Annotated in this window: 22 protein-coding genes; 15 read left to right on the forward strand and 7 right to left on the reverse strand. The window is 68.7% G+C overall.

Going from position 1 to position 23,739, the window contains the following annotated elements:
* Nucleotides 1-19: 19 nt before the first annotated feature.
* Nucleotides 20-460 carry a peptidylprolyl isomerase gene (locus tag I1E95_RS13975; RefSeq protein WP_197163225.1) on the forward strand — a complete coding sequence of 147 codons (441 nt, stop codon included), beginning with the start codon at nt 20-22 and terminating at the stop codon, nt 458-460.
* Nucleotides 461-500: 40 nt separating this feature from the next.
* On the opposite strand, the gene ribBA is transcribed toward I1E95_RS13975, so the two are convergent.
* Nucleotides 501-2,093, reverse strand: coding sequence for a bifunctional 3,4-dihydroxy-2-butanone-4-phosphate synthase/GTP cyclohydrolase II (gene ribBA, locus I1E95_RS13980; RefSeq protein WP_231594995.1), 1,593 nt, complete (start codon nt 2,091-2,093; stop codon nt 501-503).
* A 223-nt stretch (nt 2,094-2,316) separates the two neighbouring features.
* On the opposite strand from ribBA, the gene argC reads away from it, so the two are divergent.
* Complete coding sequence (gene argC, locus I1E95_RS13985; protein ID WP_197163227.1) at nt 2,317-3,393, forward strand: N-acetyl-gamma-glutamyl-phosphate reductase; 1,077 nt, start codon at nt 2,317-2,319, stop codon at nt 3,391-3,393.
* Here the strand turns inward: argC and purN are convergent.
* A complete protein-coding gene (gene purN, locus I1E95_RS13990; protein ID WP_197163229.1) occupies nt 3,332-4,039 on the reverse strand; it encodes a phosphoribosylglycinamide formyltransferase in 708 nt (235 codons plus the stop codon). The two genes, argC and purN, sit on opposite strands and share 62 nt — an antisense overlap.
* Nucleotides 4,040-4,046: 7 nt before the next feature.
* On the opposite strand from purN, the gene I1E95_RS13995 reads away from it, so the two are divergent.
* Genes I1E95_RS13995 through I1E95_RS14005 form a run of 3 tightly spaced genes read left to right on the forward strand, consistent with a single transcriptional unit; the run spans nt 4,047 to nt 7,034 of the window.
* Nucleotides 4,047-4,391 carry a DUF1257 domain-containing protein gene (locus I1E95_RS13995; protein ID WP_231594651.1) on the forward strand — a complete coding sequence of 115 codons (345 nt, stop codon included), beginning with the start codon at nt 4,047-4,049 and terminating at the stop codon, nt 4,389-4,391.
* 7 nt (nt 4,392-4,398) lie between these two features.
* Complete coding sequence (locus tag I1E95_RS14000) at nt 4,399-6,147, forward strand: M61 family metallopeptidase (RefSeq protein WP_197163231.1); 1,749 nt, start codon at nt 4,399-4,401, stop codon at nt 6,145-6,147.
* Nucleotides 6,141-7,034 carry a peptidoglycan recognition family protein gene (locus I1E95_RS14005; protein ID WP_197163233.1) on the forward strand — a complete coding sequence of 298 codons (894 nt, stop codon included), beginning with the start codon at nt 6,141-6,143 and terminating at the stop codon, nt 7,032-7,034. Before I1E95_RS14000 ends, I1E95_RS14005 begins: the two co-directional genes overlap by 7 nt.
* A 16-nt stretch (nt 7,035-7,050) precedes the next feature.
* Here the strand turns inward: I1E95_RS14005 and I1E95_RS14010 are convergent, their stop codons facing one another.
* Nucleotides 7,051-7,893: a helicase DnaB gene (locus I1E95_RS14010; RefSeq protein ID WP_370594551.1), complete on the reverse strand. Its 843-nt coding sequence runs from the start codon at nt 7,891-7,893 to the stop codon at nt 7,051-7,053.
* Nucleotides 7,894-8,111: 218 nt separating this feature from the next.
* Here I1E95_RS14010 and I1E95_RS14015 point away from each other — a divergent pair, with 218 nt between their 5' ends.
* The 3 genes from I1E95_RS14015 to fghA are packed head-to-tail and all read left to right on the forward strand — an operon-like array spanning nt 8,112 to nt 11,743.
* Nucleotides 8,112-9,713 carry a glucose-6-phosphate isomerase gene (locus tag I1E95_RS14015; protein ID WP_197163235.1) on the forward strand — a complete coding sequence of 534 codons (1,602 nt, stop codon included), beginning with the start codon at nt 8,112-8,114 and terminating at the stop codon, nt 9,711-9,713.
* 51 nt (nt 9,714-9,764) lie between these two features.
* Nucleotides 9,765-10,883 carry an S-(hydroxymethyl)glutathione dehydrogenase/class III alcohol dehydrogenase gene (locus I1E95_RS14020; RefSeq protein WP_370594552.1) on the forward strand — a complete coding sequence of 373 codons (1,119 nt, stop codon included), beginning with the start codon at nt 9,765-9,767 and terminating at the stop codon, nt 10,881-10,883.
* 11 nt (nt 10,884-10,894) lie between these two features.
* Nucleotides 10,895-11,743 carry an S-formylglutathione hydrolase gene (gene fghA, locus I1E95_RS14025; RefSeq protein ID WP_197163237.1) on the forward strand — a complete coding sequence of 283 codons (849 nt, stop codon included), beginning with the start codon at nt 10,895-10,897 and terminating at the stop codon, nt 11,741-11,743.
* Here fghA and leuS read toward each other — a convergent pair.
* Nucleotides 11,740-14,394 carry a leucine--tRNA ligase gene (leuS, locus tag I1E95_RS14030; protein ID WP_197163245.1) on the reverse strand — a complete coding sequence of 885 codons (2,655 nt, stop codon included), beginning with the start codon at nt 14,392-14,394 and terminating at the stop codon, nt 11,740-11,742. The two genes, fghA and leuS, sit on opposite strands and share 4 nt — an antisense overlap.
* 83 nt (nt 14,395-14,477) lie before the next feature.
* Nucleotides 14,478-14,699, reverse strand: a complete 222-nt coding sequence (locus I1E95_RS14035) for a hypothetical protein (RefSeq protein ID WP_197163247.1) — start codon at nt 14,697-14,699, stop codon at nt 14,478-14,480.
* 33 nt (nt 14,700-14,732) lie between these two features.
* Between I1E95_RS14035 and dapF the strand changes: the two genes are divergently transcribed.
* The 5 genes from dapF to dacB are packed head-to-tail and all read left to right on the forward strand — an operon-like array spanning nt 14,733 to nt 19,645.
* Entirely contained in the window at nt 14,733-15,836 is a 1,104-nt protein-coding gene (gene dapF, locus I1E95_RS14040; protein WP_231594652.1) for a diaminopimelate epimerase, read from the forward strand.
* Entirely contained in the window at nt 15,833-17,026 is a 1,194-nt protein-coding gene (locus I1E95_RS14045) for a cysteine desulfurase family protein (protein WP_197163251.1), read from the forward strand. Before dapF ends, I1E95_RS14045 begins: the two co-directional genes overlap by 4 nt.
* Nucleotides 17,027-17,053: 27 nt before the next feature.
* A complete protein-coding gene (locus tag I1E95_RS14050) occupies nt 17,054-17,752 on the forward strand; it encodes a DUF1995 family protein (RefSeq protein WP_197163253.1) in 699 nt (232 codons plus the stop codon).
* Nucleotides 17,753-17,808: 56 nt separating this feature from the next.
* Nucleotides 17,809-18,348: a DUF4330 domain-containing protein gene (locus tag I1E95_RS14055; protein WP_197163255.1), complete on the forward strand. Its 540-nt coding sequence runs from the start codon at nt 17,809-17,811 to the stop codon at nt 18,346-18,348.
* Nucleotide 18,349: 1 nt separating this feature from the next.
* On the forward strand, nt 18,350-19,645 hold the full coding sequence (gene dacB / locus I1E95_RS14060; RefSeq protein ID WP_197163264.1) for a D-alanyl-D-alanine carboxypeptidase/D-alanyl-D-alanine-endopeptidase: 1,296 nt from the start codon (nt 18,350-18,352) through the stop codon (nt 19,643-19,645).
* On the opposite strand, the gene I1E95_RS14065 is transcribed toward dacB, so the two are convergent.
* On the reverse strand, nt 19,620-20,570 hold the full coding sequence (locus tag I1E95_RS14065; protein ID WP_197163266.1) for a hypothetical protein: 951 nt from the start codon (nt 20,568-20,570) through the stop codon (nt 19,620-19,622). The two genes, dacB and I1E95_RS14065, sit on opposite strands and share 26 nt — an antisense overlap.
* 17 nt (nt 20,571-20,587) lie before the next feature.
* Nucleotides 20,588-21,064: a pantetheine-phosphate adenylyltransferase gene (coaD, locus tag I1E95_RS14070; RefSeq protein WP_197163268.1), complete on the reverse strand. Its 477-nt coding sequence runs from the start codon at nt 21,062-21,064 to the stop codon at nt 20,588-20,590.
* Nucleotides 21,065-21,177: 113 nt separating this feature from the next.
* Here coaD and I1E95_RS14075 point away from each other — a divergent pair, with 113 nt between their 5' ends.
* Entirely contained in the window at nt 21,178-21,693 is a 516-nt protein-coding gene (locus tag I1E95_RS14075) for a flavin reductase family protein (protein WP_197163269.1), read from the forward strand.
* A 28-nt stretch (nt 21,694-21,721) separates the two neighbouring features.
* A complete protein-coding gene (gene uvrC / locus I1E95_RS14080) occupies nt 21,722-23,695 on the forward strand; it encodes an excinuclease ABC subunit UvrC (protein ID WP_197163271.1) in 1,974 nt (657 codons plus the stop codon).
* Nucleotides 23,696-23,739: the final 44 nt, after the last annotated feature.

Below are 23,739 nucleotides of genomic sequence, written 5' to 3' on the forward strand. Positions count from 1 at the left end.
CGCTTTTGATCCGAACCCCATGACCAAAGCTTTGATGGAGACCGAGGCCGGCACGGTGGAACTCGAGTTGTTCGATACCGATGCCCCGGGCAGCGTCGCGAACTTCGTCAAGCTGGCTGAATCGGGCTTCTACGACGGCCTGGCCTTCCATCGCGTCATCGATGGCTTCATGGCCCAGGGCGGCTGCCCCAACACCCGCGCCGGCGCCAGTGGCATGCCCGGCACCGGTGGCCCCGGATACATGATTCCCTGTGAGATCAACAGCCGCAAGCACCAGGCCGGCACCCTCTCGATGGCCCATGCCGGCAAGAACACCGGCGGCAGCCAGTTCTTTCTCTGCCATGACGCCCAGCCTCACCTCGATGGGGTCCACACCGTGTTCGGTCAGGCCAGCAACGTGGATGTGGTCCTGGCGATCCGCAAGGGCACCCGCATCACGAAGGTGACGATCCTGCCCTGAGGGGGCCTGTCCCGGCCCAGGCTGCGCTGGGTCTGAATGTTCAGACCCAGCGCACGAAGGCCCCGGGAGTCGTCGCCAGCCGGGGGCTCGCCTGAGTGAGCTCCTGCAGCGGTCGGCACTCGGGCTCCAGGGTTGCGCTGGGGTGGGCGCTGCGCTGAGCGTCGGGACTCAGCAGCAGGCTCACGGCCCTGGTGCCGGACCAACCGGCCATCAGGGTCAGGGCTGAGAGCAGATCAGCCTCGGTCAGGCGCTGGTCTCCTCCGGGCGGCTGGGCGAGCAACAGCGCCAGCTGCGGTTGACCCAGCAGAGCCAGCAGGCGGGGATGTTCCTCCCGCAGCAGCTCCAGCCCCCGCTGGCTGGCCCACTGCCGCAGCTGGGGCCAGTGCTCGGCTTCCGCCAGCTCCGGCGCCACGGTCGTGGCGGTCCAGGAGATCACCGCCGTGGGCCCGCCCGCCCCCGTGTGCTCCCTGACCGGGCCGGAGTGCATCAGATGGCCGAGCTTGGTCTGTTTGGTGAGCAGGTAGGCGGCGTTGTGCTGGCCCGGATCCATCACCAGCGGCACCCGGTCTTCCACCCGCAGCCCGTAGCCGCCGAGGCCGGCGATCTTGCGCGGGTTGTTGGTGATCAGGCGCAGGTGATGAACCCCCAGATCACTGAGAATCTGCGCCCCGACGCCGTAGTTGCGCAGGTCGGCGGGAAAGCCGAGGCGCTCATTGGCTTCGACGGTGTCCAGGCCGCCATCCTGAAGGCTGTAGGCCCTGAGCTTGTTGATCAGGCCGATGCCACGACCCTCCTGGCGCAGATAGACCACCACGCCTTCGCCGGCGGCTTCGATCATGCGCAGGGCCGCCTCCAGCTGGGGCCGGCAATCACAGCGCAGGGAGCCGAAAGCATCGCCGGTGAGGCATTCCGAATGCACCCGCACCAGCACCGGTGCGCTGGCCAGCTCGGGGTGCCCCTTGACGATCGCCACATGCTCACTGTCGTCGAGCTCATTGCGGTACCCGATCGCCCGGAACTGCCCGAAGGCACTCGGCATCTCGGCTTCGGCCTGGCGGCGCACGAAGCGTTCCGTTTCGAGCCGGTAGCTGATCAGGTCGGCGATGTTGATCAGCCGCAGGCCATGGCGCCGGGCGTAGCTCACCAGCTGGGGCAGGCGGGCCATTGAACCATCGGGATTCTGGATCTCGCAGATCACTCCAGCCGGATACAGGCCGGAGAGTCGGGCGAGATCGACGGCCGCCTCGGTGTGCCCGGCCCGCTTGAGCACTCCTCCCTGGCGTGCCCGCAGGGGGAAGATGTGCCCCGGCCGACGCAGGTCCGACGGGCGGCTGGCCGGATGGATCGCCACCTGAATCGTGCGGGCCCGGTCGTCGGCGCTGATGCCCGTGCTCACGCCGTTTTCGGGCCCTGCATCGACGCTGACCGTGAAGGCGGTCTGGTTGCTGTCCGTGTTGCGGTCGACCATCAGGGGCAGCTCGAGCGCGTCGAGCCGCTCCCCTTCCATGGCCAGGCAGATCAGGCCACGGGCTTCGGTGGCCATGAAGTTGATCTGCTCGGGCGTGGCGAACTGGGCCGCGCAGATCAGATCCCCTTCGTTTTCGCGATTTTCGTCATCGACGACGACGATCATCTCGCCGTTACGGATGCCGGCGAGGGCATCGGCGATCGAATCGAAAAGGATCGGGTCATGGCCCGGATCAGCCAGAGGGGGGGCGTCAGAGGCCAAGGCCGGGGGAGCGGAATGCTCGGAGCGAACAGTCAGAACAGCTGGACCAGGTATCAGGCATTCTCTATCAGTTGCGGTCTCAACGTGAGCGGGGGCCCGGTACGATCAGCGCCCCAGATCCTCCGGCATGGTCAGCCCCACAGCAGCCCGGCGCGTCGCGGTGATCGGCGCCAGCGGCTATGGCGGCCTTCAGACTCTGCGCCTGCTCCAGGACCACCCCGAATTCGTGGTCAGTTATCTGGGGGGCGAGCGCAGTGCCGGTCAGGCCTGGAGCGAACTGGTCCCCTTCCTGCCCCTCGAGGGCAATCCGGTGGTGCGGGTCCCCGATCCCGATGCGATCGCCGCCGAGGCCGATTTCGCCGTGCTCAGCCTGCCCAGTGGGCTGGCCTCCCAGCTGGTGCCAGCCCTGCTGGAGCGGGAGGTGAAAGTGGTGGATCTCTCCGCCGACTACCGCTACCGCTCCCTGGCTCAGTGGAAGGAGGTGTACTCCGGCGAGGCCGAACGGTTCGAGCGTCAGGATGACGCTCTCTGCGCCGAGGCGGTCTACGGCCTGGTGGAGTGGGACGAGACGCGCATCAGTGCGGCCCGCCTGGTGGCGGCCCCTGGCTGCTTCCCCACGGCCAGTCTGCTGCCGCTGCTGCCCTTTCTCAAGCAGGGACTGATCGATCGCAGCGGCATCATCATCGATGCCAAGACCGGCACCTCCGGCGGTGGCCGCGCCGCCAAGGAGACTCTGCTCCTGGCGGAAGCGGCCGAGGCCGTGGCTCCCTATGGAGTGGTGGGGCACCGCCACACCAGCGAGATCGAGCAGACCGCCAGCCAGGTGGCCGGCCAGCCGATCCAGCTGCAGTTCACACCGCATCTGATGCCGATGGTGCGGGGTCTGCTGGCCACGGTCTATGGGCGGCTGCGGGATCCGGGACTGACCGCCGAGGACTGCACCACCGTGCTGCAGGCCGCCTATCGCCACAGTCCCTGTGTGGAGGTGCTCCCTGTGGGCACCTACCCCTCCACCAAATGGACCCGCCAGACCAACCGGGCCCTGCTCTCGGTGCAGGTCGACAGTCGCACCGGCCAGCTGATCCTGATGAGCGCCGTCGACAATCTGATCAAGGGCCAGGCGGGGCAGGGGGTTCAGTGCCTCAACCTGATGGCCGGCCTGCCGGCGCCGATGGGTCTGCCGCTGCTGCCGTTCTATCCCTGAGCCTGGCGGCGGCGAGGGCCACCGCCAGGGGCAGCAGGCGGTGCTCCTGCTGGTGAATCCTGGCCGCCAGGCTGTCGCGATCGTCGCCGGGGAACACCGGAACGGCAGCCTGGGCCAGGATCGGACCTCCGTCGAGGTCCTCGGTCACCAGGTGGGCGGTGCAGCCGCTGAGGGTGACTCCGGCCGCAAGGGCCTGCCCCACGGCATCGAGCCCGCGGAAGCTGGGCAGCAACGATGGGTGGATGTTGATCAGGCGCGAGGGGAAGGCGCCGATCAGACGCGGGGTGACGATCCGCATCCAGCCGGCCATCACCACCAGATCCACGCCGGTGGTCGCAAAGGTTTCGATCAGGGCGCCATCCAGCTCCTCACGGCTTCGGTGCCGGCGGTGATCCACCAGGGCGCAGGGAATCCCCAGCCGATGGGCCCGTTCCTGGGCGCCGCAGCCGGGATTGTTCACCACCAGCTGGAGCACACGCCCCCTCAGGGGGCCTTCGCGGCAGGCCGTCACCAGCGCTTCGAAATTGGACCCCTCTCCGGAGGCCATCACCCCAAGCCGCAGATCGCCGGCCTGTGGGGGCCAGGGCTGTGCCAACGGCCACTGGACACAACCGGGCGGATCGCTAGGGTCTGGCGAAGCGGGCATTGGCGTCTTGTCCCATCTCTCCATCCTGCCAACGGTGATCCGCGATCTGGACCTGCTGGCAGCATCCCTGGCCGACCTCGGCTGTGACCCGATCCGAGCCGGCGTGCTTGAAGGCTTTGCCGGGGAGCGCACAGCGGTGGATCTGAGGGTCCGTCTGGCCGGGGAGCAGTGGATCGGTTGGCACCGGCAGCCCGACGGCAGCCTGGCTCTGCTGGGTGATCTGCAGCGTCTGAGCCGCTCCCGTTCTCTGCAGACTTTCCTCGGCCGCCTCACCCGGCGCTATGCCGCCAGGCTCGCCCTGAAGGACGCTGCCCTCGTACTGCCGATGGCCTCGATCGAACTGGTGTCCTGAAGCCTGGGTGGTTGACCTTTTCCTGGACCTGAGCGAGCCTCATCGCCACCTGGTCCATGTCAGCCTCCGCTGCACGCCGGCCACTCCGGTGCTGCGGTTGCGTCTGCCGTCCTGGACACCGGGGTCCTACCTGATTCGCGACTACGTCCGTCACCTGGAAGCCCTGGAGATTCTCCAGGGAACGGAACGCCTGCAGCCGAGCCGAACGGATCCCGCCGGCTGGAGACTGGATCTGTGCTCTCAGGAGCCGCTGGAGATCCACTACGACGTGCTGGCCGCCGACCTGACCGTGCGCACCTGCCACCTCGACGGCGATCATGGGTTTCTGGCCCTTGCGGCCCTGGCACTGCAGGTCGAAGGGGAACGCTGGAGGCCCCACCGCCTGAGTCTGCGCCTGCCGGCGGGCTGGCGGGCTTTCGTTCCCTTGCCGCTTCAGGCCGACGGCACCTGGCTGGCGGCCGACTTCGATCAGCTGGTGGATACCCCGGTGGAAGCGGGTCCCCACCGCGAGCACCACTTCAGCGTGGCGGATGTGCCCCATCGCTGGGTCTGCTGGGACGCCACCATGCCCGCCAGGGCCGCTGAGTCGGATGCGGCTGTTCCGGACAGCCTGCTCAGAGACCACCCCACGCTGCTGAAGGACGTGGCGGCGGTGTGTGAGGCCTGCTGCCGGTTGATGGGCGAGTCCGCCCCGGCCGCTCCCGAGTACCTGTTCGTGCTGCATCTGCTCGATCAGGGCTACGGCGGTCTCGAGCACGACAGCTCCACGGTGCTGCAGTTCGGTCGCGAGGCGCTGCGCAAGCCCGAGGGGTATCGCCAGCTGCTCCAGCTGGTGGCCCACGAGTATCTCCACCAGTGGAATGTGCGCCGGCTCAGGCCCGCGGCACTCTGTCCGATCGACTACGACCGGCCCGTGATCGTGCCCGGACTGTGGTTCGCCGAAGGCGTCACCAGTTATTTCGACCAGCTCCTGCCTCACCTGGCTGGTTTATCGGGCGAAGATGACGTGATGCATGATTTCGGCACTGATCTCAGCCGTTATCTCCTCACCCCGGGGCGCCTGGGTGGCCAGAGCCTGCGTCAGAGCGCCGAGGAAGCCTGGGTGAAGCTCTACCGGCGCGAGGCCAACAGCGACGACAACCAGATCAGCTACTACCTCAAGGGCTCCATCCTCTCCCTGGTGCTCGATCTGGAGTTGCGTCGCTCGGGATCGTGCCTGGCCCAGGTGCTGCGGGATCTCTGGGACCGTCTGGGACGCTGGGGCCGGGGCTACCGGGAGCACGACCTGCTTGAGGCCTTCAGCGCCCGCTCGCCAGGCCTGGGTGATCGTCTGCCGGCCTGGTTGGATGGGTTTGAGGATCCCGATCTGCCCGCCTACCTCCAGGATGTGGGGCTGAAGCTGGAGCCCCGGCGGGCCCCGGCAGCCGATCCCGGCCTGAAGGCAGCGCTCCAGGGGGGAGTCCTGGAGGTGGTTCGGGTGGTGCGCGCCGGGCCCGCCCAGGAGGCCGGCGTCATGGTGGGCGATGAGCTGATTGCCCTGGATGGTCTGCGCCTGCGCAAGCCCGAAGACCTGGCGGCAGTCCTGCAGGCCCAGCAGCGCCAGACGATCACCATCAGCCGGCGGGGGCTTCTGCGCACTCTGCCGATCACTGCCGCGGAGCCGCAGATCGAGAGCTGGCGGCTGCTGGTGGATCCTGCCGCCGGACCGGAGGCCGGGGAGCGCCGCCGCCAGTGGCTGGCCGTGGTGCCATGTTGAACACCCTGATGGAGCGCCTGCGCGGCAAGCCCCTGGCCCTGGGTCTTCTGGGTGGTGCGGCGATTCTTGGGCTGGGCTGCCTGGGCTGGCTGGCCCGTGATCTGACCGCCAGCTCAGAGGCCGCCAGCCGTCCGTCGCTGCTGCAACTGCTCGAGCAGGTCACCCAGCCCCAACCCTCTCCGGAACCTCCAGCCCGGCGCCCGTCACCCCTGCCGCCACCACGGCCGGCCTGGGTCAGCCCCCTGGCCCGTCAGTGTGTCGATCTCGATCCGCGGCTGCGCCTGCGGCTGGAGCGGGAGCTCGAGGCGTTGCCCGTGCGCCGACGGCGGCTGCAGATCGATCCCAGCAACTACGGGGTCCGCTTCGAGAGGGATGCCTTCGGCCATCCGGTCGATCCCACCCCCCAGGTGGTGGTCCTGCATGAAACCGTGTATGGCATCGGCTCAGCCCTGCGCACCTTCCAGACCCCCCATCCCAGGGATGAAGACCAGGTGAGCTACCACACGCTGATCAGCCTCGATGGCCAGGTGATCGATGTGCTCGATCCCGGCCAGCGGGCCTTCGGGGCCGGTAATTCCGCCTTCAACGGCCGCTGGGTGGTCACCAACCCACGGGTGGGGGGCTCCATCAACAACTTCGCCCTGCACATCAGCCTGGAAACCCCCCTGGATGGGGAAGACAACGACAGCGGCCACAGCGGCTACAGCAGCAGGCAGTACGACGCCCTGGCCCTCGTGCTCACCGACTGGATGCGCCGCTTCCCGATTCCCGCCGCTCACATCACCACCCACCGGCAGGTGGATCTGGGTGGAGAGCGCGCCGATCCGCGCAGCTTCGAGTGGGGAGCGCTTCAGAGACGGCTGGCGGCCCTCGGTCAGCTCTGCTGAGGCTGAAGCTCGGGTCTCAGATCAGGGGGGAGAGCTGGGGCTTGCGCTCCGAATAGATCAGGGCATGCAGCTCTGGGTCCTGCATGTAGCTCAGGATGCGCGCGGGATAGTCCAGCTTGCCGTTATGGAGGTAGGCGAGGGTGGCGAGCGCCTTGGCATCGCGAGGGCTGCGGCTGGCCTGGAGCTGGCGGTCGGTGGGCAGCCCCAGTTCGCGGCTCAGACGGGCGAACTTACCGACCAGGAGGGCCACGTTGCGGCTTGGATCGAGCAGCTCGAGGCGGGCGGTCTGGATCTGTTCGGCCGTGGGTTCGGCGGGGAGCAGCCCCTGATGGATGAGTTCGCCGATGCCCAGCTGGGCGGGTCCATGGGTGCTGAACAGCCCCGATTGGGCCGCCAGAGGAAGGTCCTCGCCGGGCTTGGCGTGCTGGATCTCATCAAAGAGGACGGCCGCCACCAGCATCGGGTTGATGCGGTGCCGACGGCTTTCCTGAAGGATCGTGGGCCGCAGCTCCTCGAGCCGTTCCACGGTGCGGGCCCTCAGCGGGGTGAGTTGATCGAGGCCACGGGTGAACAGTTGAGCCAGAGGAGCCTGGGGTCCGTGCACCCCGAAGCGGCGTTGCAGCTCCTTCAGTTCGCCCGGGGCGAAATCGATGGGATCGGGACGCTGCCCCTCACTGGTGAAGGCTTCCGGGTCACTGCTGTCCGTGCTCAGGCTGGCCGTCAGGCCGGGCTCGGTGAGCAGTGCGGAGCTGGAGAGGTGGCGCTGGGGGGAGCCGGAGGCGAGGCTCAGGAGCGACAGGGCGGCAGCCAGGGACACAGCCCAGCGGTTCGGCCCACCCCGGGGGGAGAACGAAACCATCGGAGGGCGTGTCGTCAAGAAATTCCGCCAGTCCAAATATTTCTTGAAGATTAACGGCTCCGTCCGGCCATCCCTGCTCCCGGGGTCGTTTGTGTTTCCGTCCATACCAATCACCCGCTTCTGGCCGGCTTCGGTGTGGCCTGCCACCCCTGTGCTTCCTTGGGGGCCCTTCCACAGATAAGTTCAGCCTCGGCAGCCGATTCGTGAAACCCGCCCGCATGACGACGCTTCCGGATTACAGCTTCCATGAACCCCTGGTGCAGTGGCAGCGCTTCTGCGACCTGCTCTGGCATCACGACGACCTGGGCTTCTGGGTCGATGTCAGCCGGATGGCGCTCAACCTGGCCGATTTCGAAGCCCTTGAGCCTGCCTTCGATCGGGCCTTCGCGGCCATGCAGGCCCTGGAGGACGGCGCCATCGCCAACCCCGACGAGGGGCGTCAGGTCGGTCATTACTGGTTGCGTGCCCCCGAACTGGCACCGGATCCGGAGGCGGGAGCGCACATCCAGGCGGAGGTGGAGCGGATCGATGCCTTCGGCCGGCAGGTGATCGAGGGAGCCTGCCCGGCTCCGTCCGGCAAGCCCTTCACAGACGTCCTCTGGATCGGCATCGGCGGGTCCGGTCTGGGTCCATTGCTGATCCTGCGCGCTCTCAAGGAGGAGGGGGTGGGGCTGCCCTTCCACTTCTTCGACAACGTCGATCCCCAGGGAATGAGCCGCACCCTCTCGGCCCTGGGGGATCGGCTGAGCACCACCCTGGTGGTGGTGGTGAGCAAGTCGGGCGGCACTCCCGAGCCCCGTCTGGGCATGGAGCAGGCCAGGGCCCGCCTGGAGGCCCTCGGCGGATCCTGGGCCCGGCAGGCCGTTGCCGTCACCATGGTGGGCTCTCAGCTGGATCAGCGGGCCGAAGCCGAAGGCTGGCTCGCCCGCTTCGACATGTTCGATTGGGTGGGGGGACGCACCAGCATCACCAGCGCTGTGGGCCTGCTGCCGGCGGCCCTGATCGGCGCCGATCTCCACGGGTTCCTCGAGGGGGCGGCGCGCATGGATGCCGCCACCCGGGTGCCCAGCCTGCGCGCGAACCCCGCGGCCCTGATGGCCGCGGCCTGGCATGTGGCCGGCGGCGGTGCCGGAGGGCGCGACATGGTGGTCCTCCCCTACCGCGACCGGCTGGAGGTCTTCAGCCGCTACCTGCAGCAGCTGGTGATGGAATCCCTGGGCAAGCGGCTCGACCGGGAAGGCCGTGAGGTGCATCAGGGCATTGCCGTCTACGGCAACAAGGGCTCCACCGATCAGCACGCTTACGTGCAGCAGCTCCGTGACGGGGTCGACAACTTCTTCGTCACTTTCATCGAGGCTCTCGATGACCCCGCCGATGTGGCTCCCATTGGCGGGGACTACCCCGGAGACTTCCTCGATGGATTCCTGCAGGGAACCCGCTCCGCCCTCACCGAAGGCGGGCGTCAGAGCCTGTCGATCAGCCTGCGCCACTTCGATGCCCGCAGCCTGGGGGCGCTGGTGGCCCTGTTCGAGCGGGCCGTGGGGCTCTACGGCGAACTGGTGAACGTGAATGCCTACGACCAGCCCGGGGTGGAGGCGGGCAAGAAGGCCGCTGCCACGATCCTGGACCTTCAGGGTCGGGTGGAGGCTCTGCTGGCGGATGGGCAGCCCCGCTCCGTGCAGGCGATCCGCGAGGAGCTGCAGCTCCCCAGTCCCGAGGCGGCCTTCTGGATCCTGCGGCACCTCTGCGGCAATGACCGCGGCTTCAGCGCCCGAGGCGACTGGGGCGAACCGGCCGGTCTGGTGTTCCAGAAGGGGTGAGTCGCCTCAGCCGGCCCGGGCGGCGTTGCTAGGTTCCGCTTCTTTGCGGTCATGATCCGTTCCCGCGCAGCCGTGGCCTGGGCCGCGGGCCAGCCTCTGGAGATCACGGAGATCGAGGTGGCCCCGCCGGCGGCCGGTGAGGTGCTGCTGCGGGTGGTGGCCACCGGTGTGTGCCACACCGATGCCTTCACCCTCTCGGGCCAGGACCCGGAGGGCCTCTTCCCCGCCGTGCTCGGCCATGAGGGCGGCGCTGTGGTGGAGGAGGTGGGTCCCGGCGTGACCTCCGTGGCGGTGGGGGATCACGTGATTCCCCTGTACACGCCGGAGTGCCGTGCCTGCAGCTTCTGCCTCTCCGGCAAGACCAACCTCTGTCAGGCGATCCGCGGCACCCAGGGCAAGGGGCTGATGCCCGACGGCACCAGTCGCTTCTCCCGTGGCGGCCGGATGATCCACCACTACATGGGCACCTCCACGTTCTCGGAATACACCGTGGTTCCCGAGATCGCCGTGGCCCGGATCAGCAAGGACGCGCCCCTGGAGAAGGTCTGTCTGCTGGGCTGCGGGGTCACCACCGGCATCGGAGCGGTGCTCAACACCGCCAAGGTGGAGGCCGGCAGCAGCGTGGCGGTCTTCGGACTCGGCGGCATCGGTCTGGCGGTGATCATCGGTGCGGTGATGGCCGGCGCCAGCCGCATCATCGGCATCGACACCAACCCCGGGAAGTTCGCGATCGCCCGTCAGCTCGGCGCCACCGATTGCCTCGATCCGGGCGACCACGATGCTCCGATCCAGGACGTCGTGATCGATCTCAGTGATGGTGGCGTGGACTATTCCTTCGAGTGCATCGGCAACGTGCAGGTGATGCGTGCCGCCCTGGAGTGCTGCCACAAGGGCTGGGGCGAATCCACGATCATCGGCGTGGCCGGTGCCGGTCAGGAGATCTCCACCCGCCCCTTCCAGCTCGTGACCGGCCGGGTCTGGCGTGGCTCGGCCTTCGGTGGGGTGCGGGGCCGCACGGAACTGCCGGGCTATGTGGAGCGCTTCCAGAGCGGTGAGATTCCGCTCGACACCTTCATCACCCACACCATGCCCCTGGAGGAGATCAACCGGGCCTTCGAGCTGATGCACGCGGGCCAGAGCATCCGCTCGGTGATCCACTTCAACCCCTGAGGCCCCACTCCGTGCTCACACTCCTGAGCGAGAACCGCAGCTTCGCCGGGGCCCACCGGCGCTACCGGCACCACTCCGCCCTGCTCGACTGCGCGATGACCCTGGCGGTGTACCTCCCGCCCCAGGCTCTGGCCGGTGCGTCCGTGCCGGCGTTGTACTGGCTCTCCGGCCTCACCTGCACCGACGAGAACTTCATGCAGAAGGCCGGGGCCCACCGCCTGGCCGCCAGCCTCGGTCTGGCCCTGATTGCTCCCGACACCAGCCCCAGGGGGCCCGAGGTGCCGGGGGACCCGGACGGGGCCTGGGATTTCGGTCACGGAGCCGGGTTCTACCTCAATGCCAGTGAGGCCCCCTGGGCGCGCCACTACCGCATGCACGATTACGTGGTGGAGGAGCTGCCGGAGCTGCTCGAGCGGGAGCTGCCCCTGAACGGCCGTCGCGGTGTCAGTGGCCATTCGATGGGGGGGCATGGCGCCCTGGTCTGCGCCCTGCGCCATCCCGGCCTCTACCGATCCGTCTCGGCCTTCGCGCCGATCAGCCACCCCAGCCGCTGCCCCTGGGGGGAGAAGGCCTTCAGCCGCTATCTCGGCCCGGATCGCTCCCGCTGGCGTGAGTGGGACGCCTGCGAGCTGATCGTTTCAGCGCCGGAGCGGCTGCCCCTGCTGATCGATCAGGGGCTGGACGATCCTTTCCTGGAGAGTCAGCTGCGGCCCGATGACCTGGAGGAGGCGGCCCGATCCGCCGGCCACCCCCTGGAGCTGAGGCGCCAGCCGGGCTACGACCACAGCTACTTCTTCATCGCCAGCTTCATCGACGACCACCTGCGCCACCACGCGGCGGCCCTGCTCCCGCCCGCCTAGGGCACCAGGTTGACGAGCTTGCCGGGCACCACGATGACCCGCCGAGGCGGCTGTCCCTCCAGCCAGCGCAGGGCGATGTCACTCTCCAGGGCCAGCCGCTCCAGGGTGGCGGCATCGGCATCGGCCGGCACCTCCAGCTGGCCGCGCACCTTGCCCTTCACCTGGATCACCAGGGGCACGGTGTCCTGGATCAGGGCGGAGGGATCGGCCACGGGCCAGCGTTGGCGATGCACGCTGCCGCTGCCCCCCAGCCGCTGCCAGAGCTCTTCGGCCAGGTGGGGAGCGAAGGGGGCCAGCAGGATCACCAGGGCGCTCAGGGCTTCGATGGCCACGGGCTCGGCCACCATCTCCAGCTGGGCCGTCATGGCGTTGCTGAGCTTCATCAGCTCCGAGACGGCGGTGTTGAACTGGTAGTGGCCGGGGGCGAGGTCATCGTCGATGGCGGCGATGGCGCCGTGAACGGCGCGGCGCAGCTCCTGCTCAGCCGGGGTGCTGGCTCCTGCGGGGGCGTCCGGTTGATCCGGCAGGCGGAGCCCCCGGGTCACCGCCACGTCCACCAGCCGCCACAGCCGCTGCAGGAAGCGGAACTGCCCCTCCACATCGGCGTCGTCCCACTCCAGGTCCTTCTCCGGCGGTGCCTTGAAGAGGATGAACATGCGGGCGGTGTCAGCCCCGTAGCGGTCGATCACCACGGCGGGATCGACGCCGTTGTACTTCGACTTGGACATCTTCTCGTAGAAGGTGTCGAGCCGCTCGCCATCGATCGGATCGCGGGGATCGGTGGGATCGGCCACCTCGGCCGGGGCCACGTACCTGCCGGTCTGCGGGTTCTTGTAGGTGATGGCCTGCACCATGCCCTGGGTCAGCAGGCGCTGGAAGGGTTCGTCGAAGCCCAGCAGGCCCCGGTCGCGCAGCACCTTGGTGAAGAAGCGGGAATAGAGCAGGTGCAGGATGGCGTGCTCGATGCCGCCCACGTACTGGTCCACGGGCAGCCAGCTGTTCACCGCCTCCTGGCTGAAGGGCAGCTGCTCGTTCTGCGCATCGCTGTAGCGCAGGTAGTACCAGCTGGAGCACATGAAGGTGTCCATGGTGTCGGTCTCGCGCCGGGCCGGTCTGCCGCAGCAGGGGCAGCTCACCGTCACCCAGGGCTCCAGCTGGGCCAGGGGTGAGGTGCCCTTGCCGCTGAAGGCGACATCGCGGGGCAGCTTCACCGGCAGCTGATCGGCCGGCACCGGCACCACACCACAGTCGTCGCAGTGGATCATCGGGATCGGGCAGCCCCAGTAGCGCTGGCGGGAGATCAGCCAGTCGCGCAGACGGAACTGCACCTTCTCGCGGCCCCAGCCCTCGGCCTCGGCAGCCGCGCTGATCGCGGCCTTGGCCTCGCTGTTGGGCAGGCCGTCGAAGCGGCCGGAATGGATCAGCACGCCGGATTCCGTCCAGGCGCCACCTTCGAAGGCGTGTTCATCGCTGCCTTCGGGAATGATCACCTGCTGCACCGGCAGCTCGTACTGGCGGGCGAACAGGAAGTCGCGCTGGTCGTGGGCGGGCACGCCCATCACGGCGCCGGTCCCGTACTCGGCCAGCACGTAATCGGCGATCCAGATCGGGATCAGCGCGCCGTTGGCGGGATTGCGCACCTGGGTGCCGATTGGCACACCGCGCTTGGGCTTGTCCTCCGCGGTGCGCTCCTGCTCGCTCTGGCGCGAGACCAGATCGCAGAAGGCCTCCACCGCGATCTGGTGCTCAGGAGTGGTGAGCGAGGCCACCTGCGGATGCTCTGGGGCCAGCACCACGTAGCTGGCGCCGAAGATCGTGTCCGGGCGGGTGGTGAACACGGTGATGGTCTCCGCCGTGTCGTTGCCCCCGGCATCGACCACCGTGAATCGCAGCTCAGCACCGGTGCTGCGGCCGATCCAGTTGGCCTGCATGGTGCGCACCCGCTCCGGCCAGCCCTCCAGCTGGCTGAGGTCGTCGAGCAGCTGCTGGGCGTAGTCGGTGATCTTCAGGAACCATTGGCGCAGCTTGCGCTTCTCCACCAGGGCGCCCGAACGCCAGGAACGGCCTTCGCTGTCCACCTGCTCGTTGGCCAGCACCGTCTGATCGATGGGATCCCAGTTGACCGTGGCCTCCTTGCGGTAGGCCAGGCCCGCCTCGTGGAACTGGAGGAACAGCCACTGGGTCCAGCGGTAGTAGTCGGCGTGGCAGGTGGCCACCTCCCGGTCCCAGTCGATCGAGAGGCCGAGGCGCTGCAGCTGGGCGCGCATCTGGGCGATGTTGGCATCGGTCCAGTCGCCGGGATCCACACCCCGCTCGATCGCGGCGTTCTCCGCCGGCAGACCGAAGGCGTCCCAGCCCATGGGGTGCAGCACCTTGCGGCCGCGAAGCCGCTGCACCCGGGCGATCACGTCGGTGATCACGTAATTGCGCACATGGCCCATGTGCAGGTTCCCCGAGGGATAGGGGAACATCGAGAGCGCGTAGAACGTGTCGTCGCTGCCGTTGTCCTCGCCGCCGTCGCCGGGTTCGGGGGTCCGGTGGAGCCCCTGCTCCTGCCAGCGCCGTTGCCAGACGGTTTCGATCGCGTCGGGTCGGTAGCGGCTGCTGTCCGTGCTGATTCCAGGGCTGGATCGGTGGTCGGACTCGGCCATGTTCCGGGGTCGGCCGGTTCGCATCAGCCGTTGAGTGCGTGGCTGTGATCGTGCCACACCCCCCAGGGGTGCTCCATGCGCCGTCACTCCAGGGGCTGGATGGTCTCGAGTGCGGAGCGGCGGATCAGCACCGGCTGCTGGGCGCTGGCGGGCCGGAGGGCCAGGAACTCGGGGTCCTGCCAGTCGAGGCAGCCTTCGAGCTGCTCGCCGCCGGGGAATCGAATTCGCAGGGGCGTGCGCTGACGGACCCAGTTCTGGAGGAGGCGCACCCCGGGCAGGCTCGTATCCAGATTCTGAGTCTCCATAGGATTCAGGTTATGTGGATCGGGAATGGGGCCGTGCTGGCATTCAGCAAGTACCAGGGGCTGGGCAACGACTTTCTCCTGCTCGACGGGCGTGAGGCGGCCGATCCCCAGGACCTGTTCGGCCTCGACCCTGAACGGGTGCGCTGGATCTGCGACCGGCGCTTCGGGGTGGGCGGTGATGGGGTGATCCTCGCTCTGCCTCCCGAGGGGGATGGGGAACTGCGCATGCGCATCTTCAATGCCGATGGCAGCGAGGCGGAGATGTGCGGCAACGGCATCCGCTGCCTGGCCAGGTTCCTCGCCGACAGCGACGGTGATGCGCCGGGGAGGACCTGGCAGGTGGAGACCATGGCCGGGCGGATGGTGCCCGAACTGCTCGGGGATGGCACGGTGCGCGTCGACATGGGGGAGCCGTTCCTGCTGCCCGAGCAGGTGCCCACCACCCTGGCGACCGGACCGGCGGGGCTTCCCCAGGGCGAACTGGAGGTCGAGGGTGCCCGCTTCGCGTCGGCAGCGGCCGGCATGGGCAATCCCCACCTGGTGATCCCGGTCGACGACGTGGAGGTGGTCGACCTGGAGCGGTTCGGTCCCCTGCTCGAGCGGCATCCCGCTTTCCCGGCCCGCACCAATGTCCATTTCGTGCAGGCGCTCAGGCCCGACCACCTCGTGATGCGCGTCTGGGAACGGGGCGCCGGCCCCACCCTGGCCTGCGGTACCGGTGCCTGCGCCACCCTCGTGGCCTGCCATCGCCTCGGCCTCGCTGAGCGCTCGGCACGGCTGGATCTTCCCGGCGGCTCGCTCTGGATCGACTGGGACTCCCGCTCGAACCATCTGTTCATGACGGGGCCTGCCGAACCGGTGTTCGACGGGGTGCTGGCACCGCCAGCGGACAGGGCCGTCGAACCGGTGTCGTCGCGACCGGTGGAGCCGGACGACATCAATTGCGCCATCGCCTGTGCGCAGGGTTGCCAGCGGCCCGACAACTGCCCCAGCGCCGAGGCCCGCCGCCGGGTGGAGGCTCTGCTGGAGAGCCGCTCGCTCGATGAGCTGGTCTCCCTGGCCGCTCAGTCTCTGGAGGCCCGCACCCAGGCCCGCTTCAGCCGTGACAGCGCCGGCTCCGATCGCCCGGCCGAGTGATATCGGCTGCTCACTCCGGCGGTACGGCGCAGCCGCTCTACCTCGATGCCTCGGCCGGTGCACCTCCGGCCGAGGCGGTGCTGGAGGCCATGGCTGCCGCCACGCGAACCGCCTGGGCCAATCCCTCGAGCCTGCATGGCTTCGGGCTGGCGGCGGCCGACAGTCTCGAGCGCAGCCGCCAGGCGATCGCCGCTCTGCTCGGCGCTGAGCCCAGGCAGCTCACGTTCTGCTCGGGTGGCACCGAGGCCGCCCACCTGGCCCTGCTCGGAGCAGCGGCGGCGCTGTCTCCCGGTCGGCTGCTGATCTCGACCGTGGAGCATCCGGCGGTGGAGGCCGCCGCCAGGCGCCTGACCGGCTCGGGCTGGACCCTGGAGCGCCTGCCGGTGGATCACCTGGGCCGGCTGAGGCTGGATCGGCTCGAGAGCCTGCTGGAGCCCCCCACCCGGCTGGTGTCGGTGATCTGGGGCCAGAGCGAAGTGGGCACGCTTCAACCCCTGCGGGCCATCGCTGAGCGCTGCCGCCGCGCGGGCGTGATCCTGCACAGCGATGCCGTGCAGGTGGTGGGCCATCTTCCCATCGATTTCGCGTCGCTGGAGGTGGATCTGCTCAGTTTCACCGCTCACAAGCTGCAGGGACCCCGGGGGATCGGTGCCGTGCTGGCCCGGACTGGCCTGGAGGTGCGGCCGATGATCGAAGGCGGCGGTCAGGAGGGGGGGCTGCGCTCCGGCACCGAACCGGTGGTCCTGGCGGCGGGATTCGCCGAGGCCCTCCGGCAGGCTCAGCGGCGGCTGGAGCTGAATGCCGGCCAGGACCCCCTGGGGCCATGGCGTGACCGCCTCCTGCAGGCTCTGCTCGCCCTGGGCGGTGTGGAGCTGACCGGCTGTCCATCCCAGCGCCTGCCCCACCACCTCAGCCTGCTGGTGCGGGATGGGGCCGGCCGCCCCCTGCCAGGCCGACGCCTGGTGCAGGCTCTCTGGCGCCAGGGCCTGGCCGTCAGCAGCGGCAGTGCCTGCCAGGGGGGGCGCGCTGGCGCCAGCCCAGTGCTGGAGGCCATGGGGTATCCCACCGAGCTGGCCGCCAGTGGACTGCGCCTCAGCCTGGGCCCCTGGCTGAGCCAGGAGCAGCTCGACTCGGTACCTGCCCGCTTCGAGCGGGCCCGTCAGGCCCTGGCGGCGGCAGAGCCTGGGTAGGGTCGCTGGGCTTCGCCGAGATGTCGCGTGCTCCCAGCTGATCTGCGCAGCGCCGAAGCTGAGGCCCTTGTGGCCCTGAACGAGGCCCTGGCGGACAGCCCCAGTGGTCGCTGGAGCATGGAGCTGCGCTTTGAGGGGCTCAAGCTGCTCCCCCTGGCGCTGAGGCTGCTGGCGGCCCTGAATCCTGGCGAGCGTCCGGTGCGGTTGCTCTTCCCCGATGCCGGGGCCGCCGCCCTGGCCCGCCGCGATGCACCTGACCTGGCCGCCGAGCTGGGTTCCCTGGGTGATCAGCTGCGCCGTCAGGAGCAGGACAACGATCTCTCCGCCGGCGACCTGCTGGTGCTGGTGGAACCCGCCCAGGCCGAGTACGAGGAGGTGGAACGCCTCTGCCAGGCCCACCGCGGCGGCGTGGTGCTGTTGAACGGACGCCTCGAGGATGCCGCTGTGGGCATCGGCAGCGTGGCCCGCGAGCGGCGGCGGGGGTTCCTGTCCACCTGGCGACCGGCCTATGCCCTGCAGCCCCAGGAGAACGGTGCGTTGCGCTTCGCCTGGCCCGGCCCCTGGGAGCTCTACCGCCGGGATCCCGATGGCTACCGCCTGGTCGCCTGCTTCGATCTGAAGCCCGATGCGGAGCAGCAGGCGGAAGCCCTCAGCCCGGAGCAGGGCCCTGATGTGGTGGCAGGCCTGCAGGCCCTCGACCGCTTCATCGGCAGCCTGCGCAACTGAAGCCCCCTGGCCGGAGCGGGAAACCCTCCTTAAAGTTGCGCGTCTGCCCCCTGCCCATGCCCTCTGAGTCCACCCCTACAGCGCCGAGCGGTTCGCCCCGCTGGGGCCTGGTCGACATCGGCGCCGCAGCCGCCGTGCTGCTGGCCATCGGTGGTGTCATCTGGAGCCCCAAGCTGAGTGGTGCGGTGGCCACCGCCACCGGCGCGATGCAGCCGGTCACGGTGATCGTCGATGTGCGCGGCATCCCCTCCGCCGATCCCGAAGGACTGATCGCCGCGGCCCGGGAGGAGGGAAAGGTGAGCATCGTGATCCGCAACCAGCCTCACGGCACCGTGAAGCTCAAGGATCTGCAGCGGCTGCAGCGCAAGCTGGTGGCTCTGCAACCCGATGGCAGCGTCGTCACCGCCGACGATCCGAACCAGGCCCTGGTGGGCTCCCTGGATGCCCGCTTCGTGCTCGAGGGGCAGGGACGGAAGACGGATGGCGGGGTCGTCTTCGGCAACCAGAACCTCAAGATCGGTGCCCCGATCGAGCTGGAGGGTCGCAACTACCGCCTCAACGGGTCGGTCAGTGGTCTTGTCCTTGGTGAGTCCTGAGATGGTGATGATGTCCCAACCCCGAATCCTCCGGGCCCCGCGCCCTCTGGTCAGGACCCTGGCCCTCGGCCTGGCCCTGGTGCCTGGCTTGCCTGTGCTCGCGGCCGATCCCCTGGCCCGCCTGCCTGGTTCCCCGGCGGCGGCCGGCCTGCCGCTGCTGCAGAGCCAGGTGAGCTGCCCGGCTCTGCAGCAGCGGGTCCAGTCGAGCCTGGGGTCGGAAGCCAGTGTCTGGAGCGTGTCGGTGGCCGATGGCAACGGCCGCCTGCTGGCCGATGTCAACGGGCTGCAGCCACGGATTCCGGCCTCCAACCAGAAGCTGCTGAGCACGGCCTTCGCCCTCGATCGTCTCGGCCCCGACTACCGCCTCACCACCCGTCTCTGGCGCCTCCCCGATGGCACCCTGCGGCTGACCGGGGAGGGTGATCCTGATCTGGCCATGCCCCAGTTGCAGCGCTTCGCCAAGCTGGCCCTGGGATCCGGTGGTGCCGACGGAACTCCCCCCAGCCTGGTGAGGCTGCAACTGGCCGAGGAACCGCCCCAGGCCTGGTGGCCCCAGGGCTGGCATCCGGAAGATCGCGCCTATGCCTACGGCGCTCCGATCACCCGCCTGGCGCTCACGAGCAATGCCATCGACATGGCGGTGTCCAACCCCACCTCCCGCCTGCGCACCCTGCTCAACCGGGAACTGGTTCGACAGGGCGGTAAATCCGTCGAGCTGAGTGTGGTGTCCCCCCTGACCCCCATCGCCCGGGATGCCGTGCTGATCCATGAGGAGCCCTCGGCTCCCATGCACAACCTGCTCAGCCTGGCCAACACCGAGAGCCACAACTTCACTGCCGAAGTGTTGATGCGGCAGGCCAGTGGCAGCTGGGACCTGGCCGTCAGCCGCCAGGCCGAGATGCGGTGGCTGGCTGAGCAGGGCCTGCCCCTGCAGGGTGTCCGGGTGGCCGATGGCAGCGGCCTCGACAGGGCCAACCGGCTCACCAGCCGTTTCCTCACCGCCCTGCTGCTCACCATGGGGCAGCACCCTTATGCCGGCTACTACCTGGCCTCGATGTCGGTGGCCGGCCAGCGCGGCACCCTTCGCAACCTCTACAAGGGCACCAGCCTGGAGGGCCGCTTCCGCGGCAAGACCGGCACCCTCACGGGGGTGCGATCCATCAGTGGTGTGCTCAGCACCAGCGATGGACCGCGGTACGTGAGCCTGATCTCCAACGGGGCCGGAGCACCCAACACCACGATCGGTGCGGTGCTCCGCCAGGTGCAGAAGGTCAGCCTCTGCCAGCCACCTGCCTGAGGCGTGAGGCGGCCCGCCGGGCGCGGCTGATCGGCACCGCCGCCTGCTCACCGGCAGGTGGTGGGGTCGTGGGGTTCCTCTCGGCCGAGGCAGATACCTCGGTGCTCTGGATCCGCCCAAGCTCGCGCCGGCCGGCCAGCACCACTTTGCTCAGCTCGCCCAGTCGTCCTTCCAGCTCGGTGAGCACCTGCTCGGCATAGCGGTTGGCTCCGTCCTGCACGGTGGTGGCCTCCTGCCTGGTCCGGCTGATCAGCGCCTCGCACTGCTGCTGGGTCTGCTGGCGGAACTGCAGGGCATCGTTGTGCAACCGCTCAGCCTCGCTCTGGCTTTCGCGCTGGATGCGCAGTCCCTCCTGGCGGATCTTCTCCAGTTCCTGAAGGCTCTGCTGACGGGAGCGCTCGTGCTGTTCGCTCAGCTGGCGCTTCATCTCCACGAAATCCTGGTCGAGCTGCTGACGCCGCTGCATGGCCTCCTGCTCCAGCTGCTGGCGGCGGCTGCTGAACTGCTGCTCCGTCTGGGCCAGGCGGGTCTGGTGCTCCTGTTCGGTCTGGGCCACCTGCTGCCGGGCGGAGAGCAGCAGTTGCTCGCACTGCTGGCGGGCCTGCTCGCGCAGCTCGGCGACCTGCCGCTCGGCCTCCTGGCGGACGGCGGCAGAATTGATCAGTTGCTCCCGCTCCTGACGGGCCCGGCTGATGATCTCCTCGGCCTGCTGGCGGGCCTGGGCGATGAAGCTGTCCCGCTGGCGCAGCAGCTCCTCGGCCTGTTCGAGCTGGGAGGGGATGGCGTCCCGCACCGCATCCATCAGCTCGATGGCGTCCTGCTCATTGACGAGGCGGCCACCACTGAACGGAATGCGGCTGCCTTCCAGCACGATTTCTTCGAGCTGATCGATCTGATCCAGCACGCTGATCCGAGTGTCGGCCATCTCAACGGGGCAGGGGACTACCGATTAAAGAGCCTGGCGAGGTCATCCGCCACTCCTGCCGGCACCATATGGCGCACATCCCCACCGAAGCGGGCCACCTCCTTGACCACGCTGCTGCTGAGAAAGCTGTGGTGGGCTGCGGTGACGAGGAACAGAGTTTCCACCTCGGCAGCCAGGCTGCGGTTGGTGTGGGCGATCTGAAGCTCGAACTCGAAATCGCTCATCGCCCGCAGGCCGCGCAGGATCACCGCCGAGCCGCAGCTGCGGGCGAAGTCCACGGTGAGACCGTCGAAACTGCTCACCTCCACCCGCTCCAGGTGGGACGTGGCCTGGCGGATCTGGTCGAGCCGCTGCTCCAGGGGGAAGCTGGCCTGCTTGCTGGGGTTCTGCAGCACCGCCACCACCAGGCTTCCGAACAGCCGCTCAGCCCGCTCGATCAGGTCCAGATGGCCCAGGGTGAGGGGGTCGAAACTGCCGGGATAGAGGGCCTTCATGGGCGCTTGGTCATGGAGCCCCCCGCGGGGAAGCGATGGCGCGGATCCTATGGATGGTGCCGCCGCCGCTGACCACACTGCCTAAAGTCGGGGTATCGATTGCGACAGGGCTGATGGCCAACGATGCACCCGCCAGCGCAGCCAGTGACGGCCTCGATGCCGCGGCCAAGAAGACGCTGCTGCGCAAGATCCCCCACGGGCTGTTCATCTGCGGGGTGGCCGAAGGCGACACCGTCAACGGCTTCACCGCCAGCTGGGTCACCCAGGGCTCCTTCGAGCCCCCCCTGGTGGTGCTGGCCGTGCGGGCCGATTCCACCAGCAACGGCATCATTCAGCGCACGCGGCGCTTTTCGCTCAATGTGCTCGCGTCCGATCAGAAGGACCTGGCGGCGGTCTTCTTCAAGCCCCAGAGCGGCATCGGCGGCCGCTTCGACGCCGCGCCCTACAGCCTAGGTGCCCTGGGCCTGCCGATCCTGCAGGACGCCCTCGGCGCGGTCGAATGCGAGCTGGTGGGTGAGGTGGTCCATGGCGATCACACCGTGTTCGTGGCCGAAGTGAAGACCGCCGTGCTGCACCGTGACGGGGCGGCTCTCGAGCTGGGACCGACCGGCTGGCAGTACGGAGGCTGAGTCGGGTTCCGGGATTCAGCCAGCTGCCATGGGCCGCCTCGCCCAGCCCCTTCTGAGCGATCCCGATCGCCTCAGCCAGCGACTGAAGGAGCTGCCCGCCGAGCCGGGTTGCTATCTCCTGCGCGACGTGGAGGACCGCATCCTCTACATCGGCAAGTCGAAAAGCCTGCGCAGCCGCGTGCGCAGCTACTTTCGCGAGTCCCACGACCTGAGCCCGCGCATCAGCCTGATGGTGCGACAGGTCTGCGAGATCGAATTCATCGTCACCGACAGCGAAGCCGAGGCGCTGGCGCTCGAATCCAACCTGATCAAGGCCCATCAGCCGCACTTCAATGTGCTGCTCAAGGACGACAAGAAATATCCCTATCTCTGCATCACCTGGAGCGAGCCCTACCCGCGCATCTTCATCACCCGGCGGCGGCGTCTGCGCAGCCCGCTGGATCGCTTCTACGGCCCCTACGTGGACGTGGGTCTGCTGCGGCGCACCTTCTTTCTGGTGAAACGGGTGTTTCCCCTGCGCCAGAGGCCCCAGCCGCTCTATCGCGACCGCACCTGCCTCAACTTCGACATCGGTCGCTGCCCCGGAGTGTGCCAGGAGAAGATCAGCCCGGAGGCCTACCAGCAGATCCTGCGCAAGGTGGCGATGGTGTTCCAGGGCCGCAGCGATGAGCTGCTGGACCTGCTGCGTGCCCAGATGGGGCGCTATGCCGAGCGCGAGGATTTCGAGTCGGCCGCACGGGTGCGTGACCAGCTGCAGGGCCTCGAGCAACTCACCGCCGAGCAGAAGATGACCCTTCCCGACGCCTCGGTGTCCAGGGATGTGCTCGCCCTGGCCTGCGATCAGCGGCTGGCGGCGGTGCAGCTGTTCCAGATGCGGGCCGGCAAGCTGGTGGGCCGTCTGGGCTACACCGCCGACGCCAGCATCGCCGCGCCGGGCGAGATCCTGCAGCGGGTGCTGGAGGAGCACTACAGCCAGGTGGAGCCCGTGGAGATTCCCCCCGAGGTGCTGGTGCAACACCCCCTGCCCCGCCAGGAGCTGGTGCAGGAGTGGCTGAGCGAACGACGGGGCCGCAAGGTGCGGCTGCGACAGCCGCAGCGGCAGCAGAAGGCGGAACTGATCGAGCTGGTGGAGCGCAATGCCGCCTTCGAGCTCAGCCGGGCCCAGCGCAGCGCCGAGCAGCACCAGCTGGCCACCGAAGACCTCGCCCAGCTGCTCGACCTCCCCCAGCCGCCTCGCCGCATCGAGGGCTACGACATCAGCCACATCCAGGGCAGCGATGCGGTGGCCTCCCAGGTGGTCTTCGTTGATGGGCTGCCTGCCAAGCAGCATTACCGCAAGTACCGGATCCAGAGCAGCAGCATCAGCGCCGGCCACTCCGACGACTTCATGGCGATGGCGGAGATCATGCGGCGGCGCTTCCGCCGTTGGTCTCAGGCGAAGGTGGAGGGGGCCGACCTGGCGGAGCTGCGCAGGGCGGCCGGCACGGCCCTGCACACCGGAGGGCTCAACGACTGGCCCGATGTGGTGATGATCGATGGCGGCAAGGGCCAGCTCTCAGCCGTCATGGAAGCCCTGCGCGAACTCGATCTGCATGAGGAGCTGGTGGTGTGTTCCCTGGCCAAGCAGCGGGAGGAGGTGTTTCTGCCTGGCGCCAGCCAACCGCTGGAGAGCGAGCCCGACCAGTTGGGGGTGCTGCTGCTGCGGCGTCTGCGCGATGAGGCCCACCGCTTCGCGGTCAGCTTCCACCGCCAGCAGCGGGGCGAGCGGATGAAACGCTCCCGCCTGACGGAGATTCCCGGGCTGGGTCCCAAGCGAGTCAGGGATCTGCTGGCCCACTTCCGCTCGATCGACGCCATTCAGCTCGCCAGCCCCGACCAGATCGCCGCGGTCCCCGGCATGGGTCCGGCCCTGGCCCGGCAGGTGTGGACCTACTTCCACCCCGGCGATCCCGAGGAGTCGCACGACGGCGAGACGTCCGGCGAACCGCTGGCGGTGCGATGAGGGCTGAAGGTCCGAGCAGCCCCTCCGCCACCCGGCCCAGGCGA

Origin of the sequence: Synechococcus sp. CBW1107 (assembly GCF_015841355.1) — a bacterium.
GTDB lineage: Bacteria > Cyanobacteriota > Cyanobacteriia > PCC-6307 > Cyanobiaceae > Regnicoccus_A.